The organism is Citrobacter sp. 21OH12SH02A-Citro, assembly GCF_027919895.1.
GTDB lineage: Bacteria > Pseudomonadota > Gammaproteobacteria > Enterobacterales > Enterobacteriaceae > Citrobacter > Citrobacter braakii.
The window spans coordinates 32,879-47,412 of record NZ_CP114801.1 but is presented as its reverse complement, the minus strand read 5'-3'; the positions used below and the strand labels follow the sequence as shown (position 1 = coordinate 47,412).

Sequence of the window (14,534 nt, the reverse complement as noted above, 5' to 3'; positions counted from 1 at the left end):
GTCAGACTATGCCTTATTTTTGTCCAATAACCCTATATTAATCACAGGGCAAGGTGAGTTATGCACTCTCAAATCTGGGTTGTGAGCACGCTGCTGATAAGCATCGTGTTAATCGTTTTGACCATCGTGAAGTTCAAATTCCACCCGTTTCTGGCGCTGCTGTTAGCCAGCTTCTTCGTGGGTACGATGATGGGTATGGGGCCGCTGGATATGGTCAATGCCATTGAGAGTGGCATCGGCGGTACGCTAGGCTTCCTCGCCGCGGTTATCGGCCTTGGGACCATTCTTGGCAAAATGATGGAAGTGTCCGGCGCGGCCGAACGTATCGGCCTGACGCTACAGCGCTGTCGCTGGCTTTCCGCTGACGTCATTATGGTACTGGTCGGGCTGATTTGCGGGATCACGCTGTTTGTTGAAGTCGGCGTAGTGCTGTTGATTCCTCTGGCCTTTTCAATTGCCAAAAAAACCAATACCTCGTTACTGAAGCTGGCGATTCCGTTATGTACAGCGCTGATGGCGGTACACTGCGTCGTGCCGCCGCATCCAGCCGCCCTGTTCGTGGCGAACAAGCTGGGCGCGGACATTGGCACCGTGATTGTCTACGGCTTACTGGTGGGCTTAATGGCCTCGCTGATCGGCGGTCCGCTGTATCTGAAATTCCTCGGTAACCGTCTGCCGTTTAAACCGGTTCCGGCTGAGTTTTCCGACCTCAAGGTGCGCGACGAAAGTACGCTGCCATCGCTGGGCGCTACGCTGTTTACCGTACTGCTGCCGATTGGCCTGATGCTGGTAAAAACCGTCGCTGAGCTGAACATGGCGAAAGGCAGCACGGTTTATACGCTGTTGGAGTTTATTGGTAACCCGATCACCGCGATGTTTATTGCTGTTTTCGTGGCCTATTACATTCTCGGCCTGCGTCAGCACATTGGCATGGGTGCGCTGCTGACCCACACCGAAAACGGTTTTGGCTCCATTGCTAACATTTTGCTGATTATCGGCGCAGGCGGCGCATTCAACGCTATCCTCAAGAGCAGTGGACTGGCGGATACCCTCGCGCTGATCCTCTCGAACATGCATATGCACCCGATTCTGCTGGCTTGGCTGGTGGCGTTAATCCTGCATGCTGCGGTGGGCTCTGCCACGGTGGCGATGATGGGTGCGACGGCAATCGTGGCCCCGATGCTGCCGCTCTACCCCAACGTTAGCCCGGAGATCATCGCCATTGCCATCGGTTCCGGCGCGATTGGCTGCACGATCGTCACCGATTCCCTCTTCTGGCTGGTGAAGCAGTACTGCGGCGCCACCCTAAATGAGACGTTCAAATATTATACGACCGCGACATTTATCGCGTCCGTTATTGCACTGGTTTGCACATTCCTGCTTTCCTTTATTATCTAAGCGCAAAGAGACTGACTATGGAAAACATTCAAACACTTATCGCCCAGCATCCTTTAGTGGAAGATCTGGTCGCTCTCAAGGAGACGACCTGGTTTAACCCTGGCACTACCTCTCTTGCGGAAGGTTTACCGTATGTTGGCCTGACAGAGCACGATGTTCAGGATGCCCACGCTCGTCTGACGCGCTTCGCGCCGTATCTGGCGCAGGCATTCCCGGAAACCGCAGCCACCGGCGGCATTATCGAATCTGAACTGGCCGCGATCCCAGCGATGCAAAAGCGGCTGGAAAAAGAGTATGGGCAGCGCATCAACGGCGAAATTCTGCTGAAGAAAGACAGCCATCTACCGATTTCCGGCTCAATTAAAGCGCGTGGCGGTATTTATGAAGTGCTAACCCACGCGGAAAAACTGGCGCTGGATGCCGGTCTGCTGACCACGCAAGACGATTACAGCATTCTGCTTTCGCCTGAGTTTAAACAGTTCTTCAGTCAGTACAGCATCGCCGTAGGCTCCACTGGCAACCTTGGGATGTCGATCGGCATTATGAGCGCCCGTATCGGTTTTAAGGTGACGGTTCATATGTCTGCCGACGCTCGCGCATGGAAAAAAGCCAAACTGCGCAGCCACGGCGTGACGGTCGTGGAGTATGAAGAAGATTATGGCGTGGCGGTTGAGCAGGGCCGTAAGGCGGCACAATCCGATCCGAACTGTTTCTTTATCGATGATGAAAATTCCCGCACGTTGTTTTTAGGTTATGCGGTAGCCGGCGAGCGTCTGAAGGCGCAGTTCGCGCAGCAGGGGCGCGTGGTGGATGCCGACCATCCGCTGTTTGTTTACCTGCCGTGCGGCGTCGGCGGTGGGCCTGGCGGGGTGGCGTTTGGCCTGAAGCTGGCATTCGGCGATAACGTGCACTGCTTCTTCGCAGAACCTACCCATTCACCGTGCATGCTGCTGGGGATTTATACCGGGCTGCACGATACAATTTCTGTGCAGGACATTGGCATCGATAACCTGACAGCGGCAGATGGGCTGGCGGTGGGCCGCGCGTCCGGCTTTGTTGGCCGGGCAATGGAACGTCTGCTCGACGGTCTGTACACCCTGGACGATCAGACTATGTACGACATGCTGGGCTGGCTGGCGCAGGAAGAAGGCATTCGCCTTGAGCCGTCGGCGCTGGCCGGGATGGCCGGTCCGCAGCACGTTTGCGCTTCTGCTGACTATCAGCAAATGCACGGCTTCAGCGCGGAGCAGCTCAATAACGCCACCCACCTGGTGTGGGCGACCGGCGGCGGCATGGTGCCGGAAGCCGAAATGGCGCAGTATCTGGCCAAAGGACGTTAAACGCCGCTGAAATTAACGCAGCATCGCCATCAGTTCCATCGGTGAGCGATGTTGCTTCAGAAGGTCACGCATCACACGCATATGCGGCGCGGTATGATTGAAGAAAGCGCTGTATCCGCCGCAAATCGCACTCTTTCCACTGCTGTCGCGATGCTTTGGGCAATCACCATGGCAAAAGCGTAATAGCGAACACGCCTGGCATTCCGCGCTCAGCGTGGTTCTCTTGGACTGACCAAACGCCGCTGCCCTCGGGCTGGCGTTGAGCTCACTCAACGACGTGCGATGAATATTACCCAGGCGAAAATCAGGGTGAACATAGTGATCGCACTGATACAAATCGCCATTCGCTTCCAGAGCAAAAGCATGTCCGCAGGTGGAGCTTAGCGAACACATCTGCGCCGGGTGTCCGCACCATACGCCCAGAGTTGAATCAAATAACTGGACGAATACGCGGCCAATATCTTCTCTGACCCAGATATCAAAGACGGAATTCAGGAAGGTTCCCCACGCCTGAGGCGGGACGGATTCGGCGGTAAGCTCGCCTTCGTCATCATATTCAACCAGCGGAATGAACTGCAAAAAAGGTGTGCCAAGCTGGCGAAGGTAGCGATACATCAACTCAGGTTGCTGGCTGTTCAGAGAATTAACCACTACCAGCAGATTGAACTCCACCTGATGCTTACGGAGCCTGGCAATGGCGTCCACCACCTTATGGTGAGTCGGTTTTCCGCTGCGGTTAACACGATAAGCATCGTGCAACTCGGCGGGGCCATCCAACGAAATCCCCACCAGCCAGCCGTTATCGTGCAAAAACTGACACCATTCGTCGTTGAGCAAAATCCCGTTGGTCTGGAACGCGTTATGGATTTTCTTCCCTTCCCCGTACTGTTTTTGCAACGTCACTACGCGGCGAAAAAAGTCGATGCCACAGAGGGTTGGCTCTCCGCCCTGCCAAGCGAACATCACGTCAGCCCCCGGCTGTGCGGTGATATGCTGACGAATAAACGTCTCTAAGGTGGCGTCATCCATTTCGGGTTGAGTGGGTTTATCGATGTAAAAACAGTAACGACAATCCAGGTTACAACGAGAGCTGGCTGGTTTGGCCATGACCTGACATCCTGTCATGCTAAATTCCCGATAAACGCAATAAGTTGGCGGACATGCGTTACAGCAAACAGTATTGCGAGGGATAACACCGCGAGGGAGATCATAAATTTGTCACGCACCGCGCGAGATTCAGAAAAATCGCTATGCGTAACATCCATCAGATTACGGCTGCGGGTATAGCGCCACAGAACGATCGCCACCAGCGCCAGCACCACAATTGAAACCCAAAACAGGAAGCCCGCCTGATGCCAGTTGTGCTTCAGCGCCAATGCCATTAGCGCGCCATAACCCAGAAGCGTACGAAACCAGGCCAGCGATGTTCGCTCCGGTTGTAACCCCGGATCGGCGATACGTCGCGACTTACGGCTATCCGGCATACAGCACCAGTCCCATGACAATCACCGCGACAATAAACAAAATCAGACTGATGATTAACAGGCTATGGGTATAGGGCAAATCCTCTTTCAGGCGCATCGCCCTCTCATTACGCAGCCAGCGCAGGTAGCCATAAATCGCCAGACCACCGGCAAACAGGCATAGCAACAGCGCCAAAAGCTCACGAATTACTGGCGTGGCAAAATCCGGAGCCAGTTGGTCGAGACCAACCCCCGCCGCCAGAAATCCCAGCGCGGTACGGATCCACGCCAGAAAGGTACGCTCATTTGCCAGTGAGAAGCGGTAATCCGGGGCTTCTCCAAGGCGGGAAATTTTCATCAGGACTCCTTTTTACTTTCACAGTTCAGCTACAACGCTGCTCACTTTCAGAATTGCGAACATGGTATTGCTGATACTCTTTATGCCATCCAGCACAAGGAGGTCTGATGGACATATTATCGCAAAACAAATGTAGCTCATTGGGAATGCTTTTTGGCGCCATTGCGTTGATCCTTGGAATTTTTCATTTTTCTTTCGGCCCTTTTTCCGCCCCGCCTCCTACGCTTGAAAGCGTGGTATCAGAGAAGGTATCAGCCATTAAAAAAGGTATTCTTGCTGGACTGAAAGGCGAACAAGCGTCTACCGCAGTGGAAAAACCAGCAACAGATATCGATAAGATACTGGATAACAGCGGCATTGCTCTTGCCGTCATCGCGCTGGTATGTGCATTTATTGGCGGCATGCGCAAAGAAAATCGTTGGGGTATTTGTGGTGCGATGTGCTTTGGTGGCGGAACGCTCGCCTTTCACGCCCTGCTTTTTGGTATTGGAATTATCTGCGCCATCATCCTGCTTATTCTGATCTTCTCCTTTCTCGGCAACGTTTCACCGGTTTAGTTTGCATGCCAGATGGCGACGTTCATCTTACCCGGCCTACAGGTGATGCAGGCCGGATACTCGCTCTTTAACCCATCCCCCAAAAAATCACCGCCAGCAGTTGCGGCGTGATAATTCGCAGGAACATCACCAGCGGATAAACGGTCGCATACGACAGCGCCGCTGCCCCGCTGGTGGCATGCAGGTTGTTAGCAAATGCCAGTGCAGGCGGATCGGTCATTGAGCCAGCCAGCATGCCGCACAGCGTGAGGTAGTTCATTTTGACGAAAATCCTCGCCAGCAGCCCCACGGTAATCAGCGGAATCGCGGTGATGAAAATACCGTAACCCACCCAGCTCAGGCCATCCCCCTGCGTCAGGGTATGAACAAAATCACCGCCTGACTTCAGACCAACCACTGCGAGAAACAGCACGATACCCAACTCTCGCAGCGCCAGGTTAGCGCTGGGGGGCATAAACCAATACAACTTACCGATGCTGCCAATACGCCCCAGGATCAACGCCATAATCAGCGGCCCACCGGCCAACCCCAGTTTAAGCGCCACCGGGAACCCCGGAATGAATAGCGGGATTGAACCCAGCAGAACACCCAGCCCGATCCCGATAAATACCGGCAGCATCTGCACCTGCTGCAGTTTTTGCTGGGCGTTACCCACCACATTGGCAACAGCATCAATCGAGGAAGGTCGACCGACCAGATTGAGGATGTCGCCAAACTGCAGACTGGCGTCGCTGCTGGCTACCAGCTCAACCCCCGCACGGTTCAGACGGGAGATAACCACGTCGTAACGTTCTTTGAAATGCAGGTCGCGGATTCGTTTCCCCAGCACCTGTTCGTTGGTCACCACCACGCGCTCAACGCGTAAATCGGTACCTCGCGTCGACAGCGATGTGTCCACCTCCTGCCCAATCACCACCTGCGCGTTGTGCAGATCTGCAGGCTGACCAACCAGGTGTAGCAGGTCGCCCATCTGGATAATCGTCCCCGGCGACGGCACCATCAATGTTTCTTCACGTTTCAAACGTGAGCAGATGATTTTGTCGCTGTTCAGGATTGGGACATCCTGAATAGCCATATTGTTGAGGTTCGGGTTTTCCACACGGATATTCATCGTCTGAATCAGCGCGTGTCCGTTGGTCAGCGTGGATTCATGCTGATGGGCTTCGGCATCGACGTTAACGCGAAAAATAAGGCGCATCAGCCACATAGTGAGCAAAATACCGCAGATACCAAAAGGATAAGCCATGGCATAGCTCATCCCCATCTGATCCACCACATCAACAGGAGTACCCAGATCGCGCAGAATCTGCTGCCCCGCGCCTAACGCCGGAGTATTGGTGACCGCACCGGAAAAAATGCCCAGCACCACGGGAAGGGGAATGGCAAAAATCTTATGCAGGATCGCGGTGACCAGGCCACCCATGATAACAATCAGCACGGCAAACAGATTCAGCCGTAGGCCCGAAACGCGCAGTGACGCAAAAAAGCCCGGCCCCACCTGAATACCGATGGTGTAGACGAAAAGAATCAGGCCAAATTCCTGAATAAAATGCAGCATGTCGCCGCTCAGGGTCATCCCTGCCTGATCGACAAAATGCCCGACAATAATACCGCCGAACAGCACGCCTCCGATGCCAAAACCAACACCACGTATTTTTATGTTGCCGATCCATAATCCGACAACTGCCACCATTGCCAGAACGCTGACCGTCAATGCTATATCACTCATTTTCCTGTTCCCTGTGAATAACATTTTATTTAACGAAGATTATGACTGAACCGTTCAGGCATGAATGCAGAGTGGCGCACATTATCATGCTACAGAGCGCCCAGGAGCGCTTAAGAAGGGCGTTCTTTACTGTTTTTCTTAACGTCGATTTGAAATTGCTGAATGCTTTTTTCTGGCAATGGCAGCGCTTCCGGCATCCTGCCCTCCCAGATCATAGTTTCATGTGGGCTGACGCACAAAAAAGCCCCGTCATTTCTGGCGGGGCAAAGGCATGGAGCTATTTAACTGTCTAATGCGGGACGTTCGCTGATGGCGATACGTTGTGGAGCGATGGTTTCAGGTTCATTCCGGGTCAAATCGATATGCAGCAAGCCGTTAGTGAAGCTTGCGCCGGAGACTTCCATATTTTCAGCCAGCGTAAAGCTCAGGCTGAACGGCTGAGTGACCAGCCCCTGATGCAACCATTTGGTCTCTTTTTCCGGCTGCTGCGGCGTACCTTTCACGGTCAGGCGCGTGCCTTCCAGTTGAATATCCAGATCTTCCTGGCGGAAACCGGCTAACGCAAGGGTAATGCGGTAGTGGTTATCATCGCTCTTTTCGATGTTATAAGGCGGGAAGCTCTGGCTTTCGCCCGTGTTTTGCAAGGCATTGGCCAGTTTGTCAAAACCGATCCATTGACGCAGCAGTGGGGATAAATCGTAGTTACGCATAATAATCTCCTTCTAAGAAGCGAGTAAGTACCTTTTGGCTCCCTGACGGCAAGCCGATTGCTTAGCAGGGCCGCCTGAAGCGGCCCACAGAATTAGTTGATTTCGATGCGGCGCGGCTTATTCGCCTCGGGAATCACGCGTTCGAGATCGATATACAGCAGACCATTCACCAGGTTCGCGCCGCGAACATGAATGTTCTCCGCTAACTGGAACTTACGTTCGAAGTTGCGCTCGGCAATCCCCTGATACAGGTAAGTACGTTCTTTTTGATCGTCCGCATGGGCACCTTTCACCACCAGCAGATTGTCCTGGGCAGTAATTTCCAGTTCGCTTTCAGCAAAACCAGCAACGGCAATCGCAATTCGGTAATGGTTTTCGTCTACCAGCTCAACGTTATACGGAGGGTAGCCGCCATTGCTCTGGCCCTGATTGTTTTCCAGCAGGTTAAACAGGCGATCAAAACCAATAGCAGAACGGTACAGCGGGGATAAATCAAAGTTACGCATAATCAATAGCTCCTGAAATCAGCGAGAATAATAGACCTTCCATCATGGACAGGTCAGGTAGCCAGGACACCCATCAGGCATGCCCTTCATTTGTCTACACTCTAAAAATGGGTCTTAATACAAACTTTTCAAGCGTATTCATCTGACTTTTTTTGCAGTTTGTTGTCTATTGCATACACTGGTGGGAGCAGTTGTTATCGTTAAATCGCGATAGCCGCCACAGTGTGACGAAATGGTGATGTTATTTTCGCAACGGATCGCTTTAACTCACCATGCAAACACAATAAATACAGATGAAAAAAATGATGATAAAAAAAATGTTGGTAACACTGACAATGTGCAGCGGGATGGTGTTTGTGAGCGGCTGTTCCAGCATTATGTCGCATACCGGAGGCAAAGAAGGGACGTATCCTGGCACGCGCGCCAGCGCCACAATGATTAGCGAAAGTGATACAAACTGGGGAACCAAGTCACTGGCGATTCTGGATATGCCGTTTACCGCAGTACTGGATACAGTATTACTTCCGTGGGATCTCTTTCGCAAAGATAACTCGGTGAGATCCCGTGTAGAAAAAAGCGAGGAGAGAACGCAGGCCGCGAACGCCGTTATCCCTCCGGCTGAAATGCCTGCTCCTTAAGTTAACGCCCAGTCTCTGTTACCCACAGCTGGCGGAAACCCTCGACGTCTTCCATCCACGCAACCTGTCGACCATCAGGAGAGAAGATGATCGCATCGCCCGATAGTGGGTTGCCGTGACGGTCCGTTAGAAAATCAACCTCTCCCGTCTGAGCATCACAACAAGCAATTTTGTTATCCAGTACAAACCCCAGCCATTTCCCTGACGGATGCCAGTTGAATGCTGACTGAATATCCGTGGCGCAGCGGGTAAGCTGACGCGGTTCTCCTCCTTGTGGGGAAATCAGCCACAGTTGCACAATGCCGACGTCATCACGCATTAAAAATGCAATCTCAGATGCCTTTGGATTACTGCGCACCCAATGGCGCGGCTGATTTACCAGACCGGGAAAGGCGCGCGCATGAGTAAACGTCAGGCGGCGTTGATTAATACCGAATGGCGGCGCAGGCATTGTCGCCTCAGTGCCCTCCAGCGGAGCGTCGCCCGGCTGTTTCCAGCCGCTTTCATCCTGTGGTAAATCAACAATAAATAACTCCGGCACTTTCTCGCCCGTGACTGATAACGTATCACCGATAAACGCCAGTTTGTTTTCCCCTACCCAGCCCTCTTCATAGGCGCGGTTAATCTCATCGCTACCCGGTTTAGGCGTGGGTGTCGTCTGGGTTACCAGCACGCACCAATGGCTCCCGCTGTACTCACGGGGATGCTGCGCGGAGACCGTCACCGGACCATAGGGCGCAGCCACACCGACATTGCGTAGATCCAGCGCCGGTGAGCGCTCATGCAACACATGGTCGTTATAGGTGAAACTGACAAACTCGCCGCTCGGGCTAAATACATGCACATGGCTACCACCGCGCAGCGCACCCGGCGTATATGGGGCGGTAATATCCATCGCATCCAGATTCTCCACTTTTGCCTGCGTAGCTATCACCCCACGCCGATGATGGAAGTCGTAATGCCATGTTTCATCAGGATTTTCAGGCCCATGAATAAACACATATTTTTCCAACTTTGGATGAACGGTCACCACGCCAACGTGCGATCCCTGCATGGCCCGATAAATCACCTCCAGCTCGCCAGTATGAATATTGACGCGCTCAATTGTGTCGCCGGTAAAGGAGGCACCGGAAGGGCGCACATCAAAAACCAGCCACTGGCTGTCCGGTGTCCAGGTATTGATATTGGTAAGCTGATGATTACGCGGCGTAAAGGTGATTTGCTTCATGGAATGCCCTGATACAAGACGATTTCAGCAATCATACTTCACAAGCACTTCACTTTCAGGCTTTAGCGTATCGCCATCTTCATTTTTGCGGACAGAAAGATGGAACATTTTGACGTAGCAATTATCGGATTAGGCCCGGCAGGCGCAGCGCTGGCGCGGCAGTTGAGTGGAAAAATGCGCGTGATCGCGTTGGATAAAAAACACCAGTGTGGCAACGAAGGTTTCACCAAACCCTGCGGCGGTCTGTTGGCCCCGGATGCTCAGCGTTCGTTTATCCGCGACGGGATAACCTTACCCGTTGATGTCATCGCTAACCCACAGATATTTAGCGTTAAAACGGTTGATGTTGCAGCCTCTTTGACTCGAAACTACCAGCGCAGCTACATTAATATCAACCGCCATGCTTTTGATTTATGGCTTAAATCTCTCATTCCTGATGATGTACAGGTGTACCACGACAGCCTGTGTCGGAAAATCTGGCGCGAGGGCGATAAATGGCATGTCATCTTCCGCGCCGACGGTTGGGAGCAGCAGATCACCACGCGTTATCTGGTGGGAGCCGACGGCGCAAACTCACTGGTACGCCGTCATCTCTATCCCCGGCACCAGATCCGTAAATATGTTGCTATTCAACAATGGTTTGCGGAAAAACATCCCGTCCCGTTCTATTCCTGCATTTTTGATAACGACGCAACCGACTGTTATTCCTGGAGTATCAGCAAAGATGGCTATTTTATCTTTGGCGGTGCTTACCCGATGAAGGACGGCCAGGCGCGCTTTGACGCGCTGAAAGCGAAGATGGAAGCGTTCCAATTTCAGTTCGGCAAACCGGTGAAAAGTGAAAAATGTACGGTGCTGTTTCCTTCACGCTGGAAAGACTTCGTCTGTGGCAAGGACAACGCATTTTTGATTGGCGAAGCGGCCGGTTTTATCAGCGCCAGCTCACTGGAGGGGATTAGCTATGCGCTGGACAGCGCGGAGGCACTCAAATCTGTATTGTTGCGGGATGCACCAGATATGAATCACGCTTACCGCAAAGCCACCCGCAAGTTACGTCTCAAACTGTTTGGCAAAATCCTGAAAAGTCGGGCCCTGACGTCAGCGTTTTCCCGCAAATGGATAATGCGCAGCGGCGTGGCGCATATTCCTCAAGGTGACCACTCAGTATCACAACTAATTGCTGAAACAGGGCAAATGCGCCAAGGCATTTGCCCATAACATCTTATTTCAGCGCAAACTTCTCAATGGCATATGCGACGCCATCTTCAAGGTTAGATTTCGTCACAAAGTTGGCGATTTCTTTGACTGACCCAATAGCGTTGTCCATGGCAACGCCCACGCCTGCGTATTCAATCATCGCGATGTCGTTTTCCTGATCGCCAATCGCCATCACCTCTTCAGCTTTTATACCCAACGCATCGGCCAGCGATTTCACGCCAGTCCCTTTATTGACGCGTTTATCGAGGATTTCGAGGAAATACGGTGCACTTTTCAGCACGGTGTACTTCTCTTTTACTTCCGCAGGTATGCGCGAGATAGCTTTATCGAGGATCTCCGGCTCGTCAATCATCATCACTTTCAGGAACTGGGTTGCGGGATCCATTTTCTCGGCTTCACAGAACACCAGCGGAATCGTCGCAACAAACGATTCATGTACCGTGTAGTAACTGATATCACGGTTCGCGGTATACAGGGTGTTGCGATCGAGAGCGTGGAAATGCGAGCCAACGTCCCGGGAGAGCTGCTCCAGATAACGATAATCATCATAGCTCAACGCGGTTTGCGCGACAGTACTGCCATCCCCTGCTTTCTGCACTAGCGCGCCATTGTAGGTAATGCAGTAGTCACCGGGTTCTTCCATATGCAATTCTTTCAGATAGCTGTGGACGCCGGCATACGGGCGCCCCGTGGTCAGCACCACATTTACGCCACGCGCGCGCGCTGCGGCAATCGCCGTTTTGACCGCGGGTGAAATGGTGTGATCGGGCAGCAGAAGTGTGCCATCCATGTCGATAGCAATAAGTTTGATAGCCATGAGTTCCCCGGATTAAATGAGTCCGTCCTCATGCTAACGCGATTCCGCTCAAAAAACAGCTACGAAAAGGGGGATAGAAAGGGGAATCGAGATTCCCCTTTTGCAGGACGGTTGTAGACCTGGGTGCAAGTTAGATATCGATGTTCGCCGCTTTCAGGGCGTTTTCTTCGATAAACGCGCGACGCGGTTCAACGGCATCGCCCATCAGCGTAGTGAAGAGCTGGTCGGCGGCAATCGCATCCTTCACGGTAACGCGCAGCATACGACGGCTTTCCGGATCCATGGTGGTTTCCCACAGCTGATCCGGGTTCATCTCGCCCAGACCTTTATAACGCTGGATAGCGAGGCCGCGACGTGACTCTTTCTGCAGCCATTCCAGCGCCTGCTCAAAGCTGGCAACCGGCTGGCGGCGCTCGCCACGTTCGATAAACGCATCGTCTTCGATCAGCCCGCGCAGCTTCTCACCGAGCGTACAAATACGACGGTATTCGCCACCGGTCACAAACTCGTGATCCAGAATATAGTCGGTATCCACACCGTGAGTACGGACGCGCACAATCGGCTCAAACAGGTTCTGCTCTGCGTTGTGGTGGATATCAAACTTCCACAGGCTGCCGTGCTGTTCTTTTTCGTTCAGCTCGGTAATCAACGAATTAACCCAGCGGGTAACGGTCTGCTCGTTCGCCAAATCAGCTTCCGGCAGCGTCGGTTGATAAACCAGTTCTTTCAGAAGCGCTTTCGGGAAACGACGTTCCATACGGCCAATCATTTTCTGCGTCGCGTTGTATTCAGAAACCAGTTTTTCTAACGACTCACCTGAAAGAGCAGGTGCGCTGGCATTAGTGTGTAGCGTTGCGCCATCCAGAGCGATAGAAATTTGGTACTGATCCATCGCTTCGTCATCTTTAATGTACTGTTCCTGCTTGCCTTTTTTCACTTTGTACAGCGGTGGCTGTGCAATGTAAACGTGGCCGCGTTCCACGATTTCCGGCATCTGACGATAGAAGAAGGTCAACAGCAGCGTACGAATATGCGAGCCGTCGACGTCCGCATCGGTCATGATGATGATGCTGTGATAACGCAGTTTGTCCGGGTTGTACTCGTCACGACCGATACCACAGCCGAGCGCGGTGATCAGCGTCGCCACTTCCTGAGAAGAGAGCATTTTATCAAAGCGCGCTTTCTCGACGTTGAGGATTTTACCCTTCAGCGGCAGAATCGCCTGGTTTTTACGGTTACGGCCCTGCTTCGCAGAACCGCCTGCGGAGTCCCCTTCCACAAGGTACAGTTCGGACAGCGCCGGGTCGCGTTCCTGACAGTCCGCCAGCTTGCCCGGCAGGCCCGCTAAGTCCAGCGCGCCTTTACGACGGGTCATTTCACGCGCGCGACGTGCCGCTTCACGGGCACGTGCAGCATCGATAATTTTGCCCACGACGATTTTCGCGTCAGACGGGTTTTCCAGCAGGTATTCGCTCAGCAGTTCGTTCATCTGCTGTTCTACCGCCGATTTCACCTCAGAGGAGACCAGCTTGTCTTTGGTCTGTGAGGAGAATTTCGGATCTGGTACTTTCACGGAAACAACGGCAATCAAGCCTTCACGGGCATCGTCACCGGTGGCGCTGACTTTGGCTTTTTTGCTGTAGCCTTCTTTGTCCATGTAGGCGTTCAGGGTACGGGTCATCGCCGCACGGAAGCCTGCAAGGTGAGTACCGCCGTCACGCTGCGGAATGTTGTTGGTGAAGCAGTAAATGTTTTCCTGGAAACCATCGTTCCACTGCAGCGCAACTTCAACGCCGATACCGTCTTTTTCGGTGGAGAAGTAGAAGATATTCGGGTGAATCGGCGTTTTGTTTTTGTTGAGGTATTCAACAAACGCCTTGATGCCGCCTTCGTAGTGGAAATGGTCTTCTTTACCATCGCGCTTGTCGCGCAGACGAATAGAGACGCCGGAGTTCAGGAACGACAGCTCGCGCAGACGCTTAGCCAGAATCTCGTATTCAAACTCAACGACGTTGGTAAAGGTTTCGTGGCTTGGCCAGAAACGTACCTGAGTACCCGTCGCTTCTGTTTCGCCGGTTACCGCCAGCGGCGCCTGCGGCACACCGTGCACGTAAGTTTGCTGATGCACTTTACCTTCGCGGCGAATCACCAGCTCCAGTTTCTGTGACAGGGCGTTTACTACGGACACACCTACGCCGTGCAGACCACCGGAAACTTTATAGGAGTTATCATCGAATTTACCGCCTGCGTGCAGAACGGTCATGATAACTTCCGCCGCCGAAACGCCCTCTTCCGGGTGGATACCGGTTGGGATACCACGGCCATCATCGGTAACGGACACGGAGTTGTCAGCGTGAATCGTTACAACGATATCTTTACAGTGACCCGCGAGCGCTTCGTCGATAGCGTTATCTACCACCTCGAATACCATGTGGTGCAGACCGGTGCCGTCATCCGTGTCGCCGATATACATACCCGGGCGCTTACGCACCGCATCCAGTCCTTTCAGGACTTTGATACTGGAGGAGTCATAAGAATTCGACATCAACGTTTCTCGCTCATTTAAACTTGG

General features: G+C 53.0%; 15 protein-coding genes and 1 other annotated feature. Of the genes, 6 read left to right on the top strand and 9 right to left on the bottom strand.

Features of this window, described 5'->3' with window-relative positions; genetic code table 11:
* The first annotated feature begins 60 nt into the window (after window positions 1-60).
* Entirely contained in the window at window positions 61-1,398 is a 1,338-nt protein-coding gene (gene dsdX / locus O6D90_RS00235; RefSeq protein WP_016157809.1) for a D-serine transporter DsdX, read from the top strand.
* A 17-nt stretch (window positions 1,399-1,415) separates the two neighbouring features.
* The gene (gene dsdA / locus O6D90_RS00230) at window positions 1,416-2,738 is read left to right on the top strand and encodes a D-serine ammonia-lyase (protein WP_016157810.1); all 1,323 of its coding nucleotides are present in this window, start codon (window positions 1,416-1,418) and stop codon (window positions 2,736-2,738) included.
* A gap of 12 nt (window positions 2,739-2,750) precedes the next feature.
* Here the strand turns inward: dsdA and O6D90_RS00225 are convergent, their stop codons facing one another.
* Genes O6D90_RS00225 through O6D90_RS00215 form a run of 3 tightly spaced genes read right to left on the bottom strand, consistent with a single transcriptional unit; the run spans window position 2,751 to window position 4,559 of the window.
* Window positions 2,751-3,863: an anaerobic sulfatase maturase gene (locus O6D90_RS00225; protein WP_158655794.1), complete on the bottom strand. Its 1,113-nt coding sequence runs from the start codon at window positions 3,861-3,863 to the stop codon at window positions 2,751-2,753.
* Window positions 3,860-4,222 (bottom strand): DUF202 domain-containing protein, encoded by a 363-nt coding sequence (locus O6D90_RS00220; protein WP_016155058.1) that lies wholly within the window; start codon window positions 4,220-4,222, stop codon window positions 3,860-3,862. Before O6D90_RS00220 ends, O6D90_RS00225 begins: the two co-directional genes overlap by 4 nt.
* A complete protein-coding gene (locus tag O6D90_RS00215) occupies window positions 4,212-4,559 on the bottom strand; it encodes a YidH family protein (protein WP_016157812.1) in 348 nt (115 codons plus the stop codon). The genes O6D90_RS00220 and O6D90_RS00215 overlap by 11 nt, the downstream gene beginning before the upstream one ends.
* 107 nt (window positions 4,560-4,666) lie before the next feature.
* Between O6D90_RS00215 and O6D90_RS00210 the strand changes: the two genes are divergently transcribed.
* Window positions 4,667-5,116, top strand: coding sequence for a hypothetical protein (locus O6D90_RS00210; RefSeq protein WP_016155060.1), 450 nt, complete (start codon window positions 4,667-4,669; stop codon window positions 5,114-5,116).
* 67 nt (window positions 5,117-5,183) lie between these two features.
* Here O6D90_RS00210 and O6D90_RS00205 read toward each other — a convergent pair whose 3' ends face one another.
* Window positions 5,184-6,845, bottom strand: coding sequence for a putative transporter (locus O6D90_RS00205; protein WP_016155061.1), 1,662 nt, complete (start codon window positions 6,843-6,845; stop codon window positions 5,184-5,186).
* Between the two features lie 71 nt (window positions 6,846-6,916).
* On the opposite strand from O6D90_RS00205, the gene O6D90_RS00200 reads away from it, so the two are divergent.
* Window positions 6,917-7,138, top strand: coding sequence for a hypothetical protein (locus O6D90_RS00200; protein ID WP_137366942.1), 222 nt, complete (start codon window positions 6,917-6,919; stop codon window positions 7,136-7,138).
* Here O6D90_RS00200 and ibpB read toward each other — a convergent pair.
* Window positions 7,127-7,555, bottom strand: coding sequence for a small heat shock chaperone IbpB (gene ibpB, locus O6D90_RS00195; protein WP_003827096.1), 429 nt, complete (start codon window positions 7,553-7,555; stop codon window positions 7,127-7,129). The two genes, O6D90_RS00200 and ibpB, sit on opposite strands and share 12 nt — an antisense overlap.
* 92 nt (window positions 7,556-7,647) lie before the next feature.
* A complete protein-coding gene (ibpA, locus tag O6D90_RS00190) occupies window positions 7,648-8,061 on the bottom strand; it encodes a small heat shock chaperone IbpA (protein WP_003023882.1) in 414 nt (137 codons plus the stop codon).
* Window positions 8,055-8,127 (bottom strand) — a sequence feature (ROSE (Repression Of Heat Shock gene Expression) occurs in the 5'-region of heat shock genes and acts as an RNA thermometer to modulate expression.). Its footprint overlaps the gene before it by 7 nt.
* A gap of 236 nt (window positions 8,128-8,363) precedes the next feature.
* Between ibpA and O6D90_RS00185 the strand changes: the two genes are divergently transcribed.
* Window positions 8,364-8,699, top strand: a complete 336-nt coding sequence (locus O6D90_RS00185) for a YceK/YidQ family lipoprotein (protein WP_016157813.1) — start codon at window positions 8,364-8,366, stop codon at window positions 8,697-8,699.
* Between the two features lies 1 nt (window position 8,700).
* Here O6D90_RS00185 and O6D90_RS00180 read toward each other — a convergent pair whose 3' ends face one another.
* Complete coding sequence (locus O6D90_RS00180; RefSeq protein ID WP_016157814.1) at window positions 8,701-9,927, bottom strand: DUF3748 domain-containing protein; 1,227 nt, start codon at window positions 9,925-9,927, stop codon at window positions 8,701-8,703.
* A 99-nt stretch (window positions 9,928-10,026) separates the two neighbouring features.
* Here O6D90_RS00180 and cbrA point away from each other — a divergent pair, with 99 nt between their 5' ends.
* Window positions 10,027-11,145: a colicin M resistance lipid reductase CbrA gene (cbrA, locus tag O6D90_RS00175; protein WP_016157815.1), complete on the top strand. Its 1,119-nt coding sequence runs from the start codon at window positions 10,027-10,029 to the stop codon at window positions 11,143-11,145.
* 4 nt (window positions 11,146-11,149) lie between these two features.
* Here the strand turns inward: cbrA and yidA are convergent, their stop codons facing one another.
* Entirely contained in the window at window positions 11,150-11,962 is an 813-nt protein-coding gene (gene yidA / locus O6D90_RS00170; protein ID WP_016155065.1) for a sugar-phosphatase, read from the bottom strand.
* 130 nt (window positions 11,963-12,092) lie between these two features.
* Entirely contained in the window at window positions 12,093-14,507 is a 2,415-nt protein-coding gene (gene gyrB, locus O6D90_RS00165) for a DNA topoisomerase (ATP-hydrolyzing) subunit B (RefSeq protein ID WP_016157816.1), read from the bottom strand.
* Window positions 14,508-14,534 lie beyond the last annotated feature (27 nt).